We start from the raw sequence: 7,520 nt of genomic DNA on the forward strand, positions 1-7,520 counted from the left end.
CTGAGGAGGCGGGGTGAGGGCCAGGCATCCTCCTGGAGCACAATCCATGGGGGCACCTCAAGCCGGCCGGCCGTGTACCGACCCTAGAGATGCGGGAAGGCTCCCCTGGAATCCAGGGGAGCCTTCACAAGCAGCGGTGCAGCTAGCCGGCGACGGCGAGTGCGCCCACGGTCTTCTTGCCACGACGCACGATCACGAAACGGCCCTGTAGCAGGTCCTCGCTCGTCAGCGCGGCGTCGGGGTCCGACACCTTCACATTGTTGACGTAGGCGCCGCCCTCCTCGATCGCTCTCCTCGCCGCCGACTTGGAGGGCACCACGCCAGAGGCCGCCAACGCGTCCACCACCGTGGGCAGACCGGCCCCGGCGTGCACGGTCGCAGCGCCGAGTTCCTTGGCCACTGCGGCGAGCGTGCGCTCATCGAGATCCCTCAGTTCGCTCCGCCCGAACAACGCGGCACCTGCAGCCTCCGCCGACTCTCGTTCGGTGCGCCCGTGCACCAGATCGGTGATGTCGTCGGCCAAGGCACGCTGGGCGATGCGGAGGAACGGCTTCTCCTCCGACTGCCGGGCGATGTCGTCGATCTCCTCGCGCGGGCGCTCGCTGAACACCTTGAGGTACGCGACCACCATCGCGTCCTCCGCGTTCAAGAAGTACTGGTGGAACGCGTACGGCGAGGTCATCTCAGGATCCAGCCACACCGTGCCCGACTCCGTCTTGCCGAACTTCGTCCCATCGGCCTTGGTCACCAGCGGTGTGCCCACTCCGTGCGCGCGGGCTCCTTCGGAGCGACGAATGAGGTCGATGCCCGCGGTGATGTTGCCCCACTGATCCGACCCACCGGTCTGCATCGTGACGCCGTAGCTGCGGTACAGCTCCCGAAAGTCCAGCGACTGCAACAAGACGTAGCTGAACTCGGTGTAGCTGATCCCCGACTCGAGCCGTGACTTCACGACCTCTCGGTCGAGCATCCTGTTGACCGAAAAGTGCTTGCCGACATCCCGCAGAAGTTCCAAGGCGCTGATCGTGCGCGTCCAGTCCAAGTTATTGACCAGCCGGGCTCCGCGGTCGCCGTCCAGATCGATGAGGCGTCCGACTTGCGCCCGGATGCGTTCCACCCAACCACGCACGGTGTCCTCATCGTTCATGACGCGTTCACCGGCCTGCTTCGGATCACCGATCAGCCCCGTGGACCCACCCACCAGCAGGAACGGCTGGTGCCCCGCTCGTTGCAGGGCGCGCTGCACCATGAGCTGGACCAGGTTACCCATGTGAATGCTGGGCGCGGTGGGATCGAATCCCACATAGCTACTGACCGGGCCCGCGTCGAGGTGGGCGCCCAAGGCGTCCAGATCCGTCGAATGCGCGACCAGGCCGCGCCACTGGAGTTCGTCGATCAGTGCGTTCACCCATCCAACCTAGCGGAGGGCACCGCCGCCCCGGTGCGCGAACCGACCAGTGGTGTGCGCGCCCCCGGGCGGCCGACGGAGGAGAAGCACCCCCGATCAGTCGGTCACCCAGCGTCGATGCGCTGCCAGCTTCGCCTCCACCTCGCCGAGTTGCTCGGCCACCCGGACCTGGGCCGTTCCGCCACGTCCGTCGCGAGCGTTGATGGACCCGGCGACGCTCAGGACGCCCAACACCCCCGCGGTGAGGCGCTCGTCAATGCCTGGCAGGTCCGCGGCGGTGAGCTCCGTGAGCTCGATGCCCTTGCCTTCGCAGTACTGGACGGCCTTCCCGGCGATCTCGTGTGCCTCGGCGAAGGGAACCCGCTGCTTGACCAGCCAGTCCGCCACGTCGGTAGCGAGCGAAAACCCCTGCGGCGCCCGAGCGGCGAGGCGTTCCGGCTGGAAGGCCAGCGTGGCGATCATGCCTGCCACCGCAGGCAGCAGGACGCGCAGCTGATCCAGCCCGTCGAAAATGGGCTCCTTGTCTTCCTGGAGATCCCGGTTATAGGCGAGGGGAAGCCCCTTCAACGTGGCGAGCAACCCCGCCAGGTTCCCGATCAAACGCCCCGCCTTGCCCCGTGCCAACTCGGCGACATCGGGGTTCTTCTTCTGCGGCATGATCGAGGAGCCAGTCGACCAGGCGTCGTCCAGCTTCGCGAATCCGAACTCGACGGTCGACCACAAGATGACCTCCTCGCTGATGCGGGACAGGTCCACACCGATCATGGCGAGCACGAAGGCCGCCTCGGCGACCAGATCTCGTGCCGCAGTCCCGTCGATGGAGTTGGGCACGGACCCGTCGAACCCCAGCTCGGCGGCGACGAACTCCGGATCCAGGCCCAACGACGTGCCGGCCAGCGCGGCCGAACCGTACGGCGACAGCGCGAGGCGGGCGTCCAGATCTCGGATCCGGTCCAAATCCCGCAGCAACGGCCAGGCGTGCGCCAGGAGGTGGTGCGACAACAGCACCGGCTGAGCCGACTGCAAGTGGGTGCGTCCGGGCATCGGGACGCCGAGGTGGGTGCGCGCCTGCCCGGCCAGCGCGGCGACGACCTCGCCGACGCCCAAGGCGATCGTGCGCAGCTCGTCGCGCAGATAGAGCCGGATCAAGGTGGCGATCTGGTCGTTGCGCGACCGACCCGCGCGCAGGCGGCCTCCCAGGTCGTGGCCAGCGCGCTCCATCAGGCCCCGCTCCAGCGCGCCGTGAACGTCTTCATCGGTCTCCGACGCGACGAACGCGCCAGACGTCACATCGGCGTCCAACCGGTCCAACGCGGCGATCATGTCGGTCAGCTCGACGTCGGTGAGCAAACCCGCGCGCTGCAGCGCACGGGCGTGAGCGCGCGACCCGGCGATATCGAGGTGCGCCAGGCGCCAGTCGAACTGCGTCGACTTCGACAACGCGAACATCGCCTCAGCCGGGCCCCCCTCGAATCGGCCGCCCCACAGCCGGCCCTGTCCTGCCTCGGTCATCCGTCCGTCTCCTTGCCACCTGCGCCCAACATGAGCATCTCTTCAGCCAGCGCCGCCCCGCCCAGCGGGTCCCGGCTCACCAGCAGGATCGAATCGTCCCCGGCGATGGTACCGAGCACGGTCTCCAACCCGGCCCGATCGATCGCCGAGGCGAGGAACTGGGCGGCGCCGGGCGGCGTCTTCAAGACGGCCAGGTTGGCCGACGCCTCCGCGCTCAGCATCAGCTCGGCCATCAGCCGCGCCAGCCGGGCGCGGGCACGGCCGACGTCCGCCGCCTCGACGTCTTGCACCGCGTAGACCAACTCCCCCGATGCCGCGCGCAGCCGCACGGCCCCCACCGTCACCAGATCGCGCGACAGCGTTCCCTGGGTGACCGCAAACCCCTCGGCGGCCAGGAGATCGGCGAGTTCGGTCTGCGAGCGGATCGAGCGCCGCGTCAGCAACTCCACGATCCGCCCCTGACGCGCCGCCTTCGTCCCCGGCAGCGACCTCTCGCTCACGCCACCAGTTCCGGCAGCGCATCCACGAAGGGCTGCAGGTCGTCGGTCGTGATCACCAACGGCGGCGCCAGACGCAACACGTCTGGCCGCGGGGCGTTCACGATGAAGCCACGCTTCAAGGCGCGCCGGGCGATGTCGGCGCTGATGGGCTCCTTCACCACGACCCCGCGCAGCAGCCCCCGCCCGCGAACGTGGCTGATCTGCGGTAGTCCCAGCCCTTCGATCGATGACGCCAGCCAGGCACCCGTACGTTCGGCATGGAGCAGGAGTCCCTCGGACTCGAGGATGTCCAGCACGGTCAACGCGGCTCGCGAGGCCAGTGGATTTCCCCCGAACGTCGTGCCGTGCTGCCCCGGCTGGATGAAGTCGGCAGCACGCCCCACGGCGACGCAGGCACCGATCGGGAACCCGCCTCCCAGCCCCTTGGCCAGCGTGATGAGATCCCCGTGGACGCCCTGGGCCGACGACGCCAGCCACGCGCCGGTGCGACCCATGCCGGTCTGCACCTCGTCGAACCACAGCAGGGCCCCGTGCGCGTCACACTGCTCGCGGACGAACTGCAAGTACCCCCTGGGCGGCTCCACCACCCCGTTCTCGCCCTGGATCGGCTCCAGGATCACCGCCGCGGTCGTGTCGTCCACCGCGTCCGCGAGCGCCGCGGCATCGCCATAGGGCACCCAGGTGACACCGGAGGGGAGAGGTTCGAACGGGGCACGGTACTTCTCGGTCGAGGTGAGCGAGAGTGCCCCCAGCGTGCGGCCGTGGAAGGATCCCTCCATGGCCACGATCTTGTGCCGACCCGTCAGGCGAGTGACCTTCAGCGCCGCCTCGTTGGCCTCCGAGCCCGAGTTCGTCAGGAAGGTCCGTGCGTGGCGTCCCTCCCCGACGAGTGCGTCGAGCCGCTCAGCCAACTCGATCTGCAGGGGCGTGGTGAACAGGTTGGACACGTGCATCAGCGTCCCGGCCTGGTCGGCGATGGCCGCCACCAGACGAGGGTGGCAGTGCCCCAGCGCATTGACGGCGATTCCGCCCAGCAGGTCGAGGTAGCGCATCCCCTCGGCGTCCCACACGTACGGGCCCTCGCCGCGCACCAGAACGCGTTGCGGGGTGCCGAACGCGTTCATCATGGCGTCGCCGTAGCGTTCCAGCATCGTGGTCATTCGGGAACCACCATCGTTCCGACTCCTTCGTTGGTGAAGATCTCCAGCAGCAGCGAATGGGGACGTCTCCCGTCCACGATGGTCGCCAGCGGGACGCCGGCCTCCACCGCCTCCAGACACGCCTCCATCTTCGGGATCATCCCTGAGGCCAGCGTGGGTAGGATCGCCCGCAACTCGCTCGTCGTGATGGAAGCGATGATCTCGTGGGTGTCAGGCCAGTTGCTGTACAGGCCCTCCACGTCGGTCAAGACCAGCAGCCGTTCCGCGTCCAGAGCCGCGGCCAGCGCGGCCGCAGCAGTGTCGGCGTTCACGTTCAGCACGGAACCGTGCGCATCCGGGGCGACGCTGGCCACCACCGGGATGCGGCCGGCCTCGATCAGATCCGCGACAGCATCGGTGTTGACCTCGACGACCTCGCCGACGCGTCCCAGGTCGACGTCATGCCCGTCCACGACTGTCCCGCGCCGCTGCGCGGTGAACAGTCCAGCGTCCTCCCCGGACATGCCGACGGCGAGCGGACCGTGGACGTTGAGCAGCCCGACGAGCTCGCGACCGACCTGACCGACGAGCACCATCCGGACGACCTCCATCGCCTCGGGCGTCGTCACCCGCAGGCCGCCCTGGAACTCGGAGGGGATATCGAGTCGTCGCAACATCGCGTTGATCTGCGGCCCACCGCCATGGACGACCACCGGCCGCACTCCGCACTGGCGCAGGAAGACGACGTCCTCGACGAAGGCCTGCTTGAGCTCGGGGCTGGTCATCGCGTTGCCGCCGTACTTGATGACGATCGTCTTCCCGGCGTACTTCTCCAGCCACGGCAACGCCTCGATGAGGGTGCCCGCCTTGGTGTAGATCTCGCTTTGGAGCTGCGCGGTGCGCGTCGTGATGGGGCTCATGAGGAATACTCCGCGTTTTCTTCCACGTAGGCGTAGGTGAGGTCGTTGGTCCAGATGGTCGCGGTGATCGGACCTGCGGCCAGATCGATATCGACCCGCACCTCGCGAGGGGTCAGGTCGACCAGCGAGCGGTCCTCCCCCAGCCCGCCGGTGCGGAACACGGTGATGCCGTTGAACGCGACGCTGACCAGCTCGGGATCGAAGGTGGCCCGCGTGGTGCCGACCGCAGCGAGCACCCGACCCCAGTTGGGGTCGTTGCCGAAGATCGCGGTCTTGAACAGGTTGGAGCGGGCGACGGCGCGGGCGACGTCCAGGGCGTCCTCCTCCGTCGCGGCGTTCATGATCGTGACGGCGATGTCGTGACTGGATCCCTCGGCGTCGGCGAGAAGCTGACGGGCCAGGGAGGCGCACACCCCGGTGAGCGCCTCGGTGAAGTCATCGAGGTCAGGGACGATCTCCGAGGCGCCGCTGGCGAGCAGAATCACCGTGTCGTTGGTGGACATGCAGCCATCGGAATCGGTCCGGTCGAAGGTCACCCGGGTGGCCGCCCGTAGCGCCGCATCGGCCTGCTCGGGCGTGAGGTCGGCGTCGGTGGTGACGACCACGAGCATGGTCGCCAGCGCGGGCGCCAGCATCCCTGCGCCCTTGGCCATGCCGCCAACGGTCCAGCCGGCCTCACTGGTGAGAGAAGCCTGCTTGCTGACGGTGTCGGTGGTCATGATGGCCTCCGCTGCGGCGGCACCCCCTTGGGCGGACGCCTGTACTGCGGCCTCCGCGATCCCTGCGGTCACCGCGTCCATGGGGAGCCGGACGCCGATCAGCCCCGTGGAACACACCGCGACGCGCTCGTCGGAGGTGCCCAGCGCGGTCGCTGTCGCGGCGGCCATGGCACGGGCGTCGGCCAGTCCCGCGTCGCCGGTGCAGGCGTTGGCCCCACCGGAGTTGAGGACGACCGCATCGAGTTGCCCTCCTGCCAGCGCCGCGACCGACCAGACGACCGGGGCCGCCTGGAACCGGTTGGATGTGAACACCCCTGCGGCGCAGCGCCGAGGTCCGACGTTGGCAACCAGGGCAAGGTCGCGTTTGCCCGTGGCCTTGATCCCGGCGGCGACGCCCGCGGCGACGAATCCTTGGGCTGCAGTCACGCTCATGGTGCGACTCCCATCGTGGTGAGTCCCAGGGTCTCAGGGAGGCCCAGGGCGAGGTTCATGGACTGGATGGCGCCGCCCGCGGTGCCCTTGGTGAGGTTGTCCAGGGCCGCAACGGCGACCAGGCGTCCGGCCGCCTGATCCACGGCCACTTGGACGTGGACGTAGTTGCTGCCCAGCACCGACTGGGTCTGGGGCCACAATCCGGCCGGCAGCAGGTGGACGAAGGGCTCGTCCGCCCACGCGGCCGCATAGGCGTCGCGTGCAGCTTCCGTGGTGAGCGGTGCCGCCAGGGGCGCGGTGACGGTGGCAAGGATGCCGCGCGACATGGGCACGAGGACCGGCGTGAACGACACGGTAGGCGCCTGCGCGCCGAGCTTGCGGAAGTTCTGCAGGATCTCCGGAACGTGCCGGTGGACGCCGCCCACCCCGTAGGCGGACGCCGAGCCCATGAGCTCGGCCCCGAGCAGGTTGGTCTTGAGGGATTTGCCCGCCCCGGAGGGGCCCGTCGGGGCGACCGCAACCACGTCGTGGCCGTCGACCAGCCCCGCCTGCAGCGCGGGAGCCAGCGCCAACGTGATGGTGGTCGGGAAGCATCCCGGCACGGCGACCCTGCGCGTGGCCGCCAAGCGCTCACGTTGCCCGGGCAACTCGGGCAGCCCGTAGGGCCAGGTGCCTGCGTGGGGGGTGCCGTAGAACGCGGCCCAGTCGTTCGGCGATTCGAGCCGGAAGTCGGCGCCGGCGTCGATCACGAGCACGTTGTCACCCAGAGACGCAGCCACCTCCGCCGAGGCCCCGTGTGGCAGGGCCAGGAAGACGACATCGTGCCCGGCGAGGTTGTCGGGGGTGGTCTCCAGCACCTCGCGATCAAGCAGGGTGGTGAGGTGCTGGTG

At 69.0% G+C, this 7,520-nt stretch carries 7 protein-coding genes; all 7 read right to left on the minus strand.

Features of this window, described 5'->3' with window-relative positions:
- Positions 1-142: 142 nt before the first annotated feature.
- Positions 143-1,408 carry a tyrosine--tRNA ligase gene (gene tyrS / locus V7E09_RS13405; RefSeq protein WP_324523531.1) on the minus strand — a complete coding sequence of 422 codons (1,266 nt, stop codon included), beginning with the start codon at positions 1,406-1,408 and terminating at the stop codon, positions 143-145.
- A 96-nt stretch (positions 1,409-1,504) separates the two neighbouring features.
- The gene (gene argH / locus V7E09_RS13410) at positions 1,505-2,920 is read right to left on the minus strand and encodes an argininosuccinate lyase (protein WP_324511782.1); all 1,416 of its coding nucleotides are present in this window, start codon (positions 2,918-2,920) and stop codon (positions 1,505-1,507) included.
- Positions 2,917-3,420: an arginine repressor gene (locus tag V7E09_RS13415; protein WP_324523532.1), complete on the minus strand. Its 504-nt coding sequence runs from the start codon at positions 3,418-3,420 to the stop codon at positions 2,917-2,919. The genes argH and V7E09_RS13415 overlap by 4 nt, the downstream gene beginning before the upstream one ends.
- Positions 3,417-4,580 (minus strand): acetylornithine transaminase, encoded by a 1,164-nt coding sequence (locus tag V7E09_RS13420; RefSeq protein WP_324511780.1) that lies wholly within the window; start codon positions 4,578-4,580, stop codon positions 3,417-3,419. Before V7E09_RS13420 ends, V7E09_RS13415 begins: the two co-directional genes overlap by 4 nt.
- Positions 4,577-5,479: an acetylglutamate kinase gene (gene argB, locus V7E09_RS13425; protein ID WP_324511779.1), complete on the minus strand. Its 903-nt coding sequence runs from the start codon at positions 5,477-5,479 to the stop codon at positions 4,577-4,579. The genes V7E09_RS13420 and argB overlap by 4 nt, the downstream gene beginning before the upstream one ends.
- The gene (gene argJ, locus V7E09_RS13430) at positions 5,476-6,630 is read right to left on the minus strand and encodes a bifunctional glutamate N-acetyltransferase/amino-acid acetyltransferase ArgJ (protein ID WP_324511778.1); all 1,155 of its coding nucleotides are present in this window, start codon (positions 6,628-6,630) and stop codon (positions 5,476-5,478) included. Before argJ ends, argB begins: the two co-directional genes overlap by 4 nt.
- A partial coding sequence (gene argC, locus V7E09_RS13435; protein ID WP_324523533.1) for an N-acetyl-gamma-glutamyl-phosphate reductase occupies positions 6,627-7,520 on the minus strand: 894 nt, incomplete at its 5' end. The genes argC and argJ, both read right to left, overlap by 4 nt.

This window comes from Propioniciclava sp. (assembly GCF_036744435.1).
Taxonomy (GTDB): Bacteria; Actinomycetota; Actinomycetes; order Propionibacteriales; family Propionibacteriaceae; genus Propioniciclava.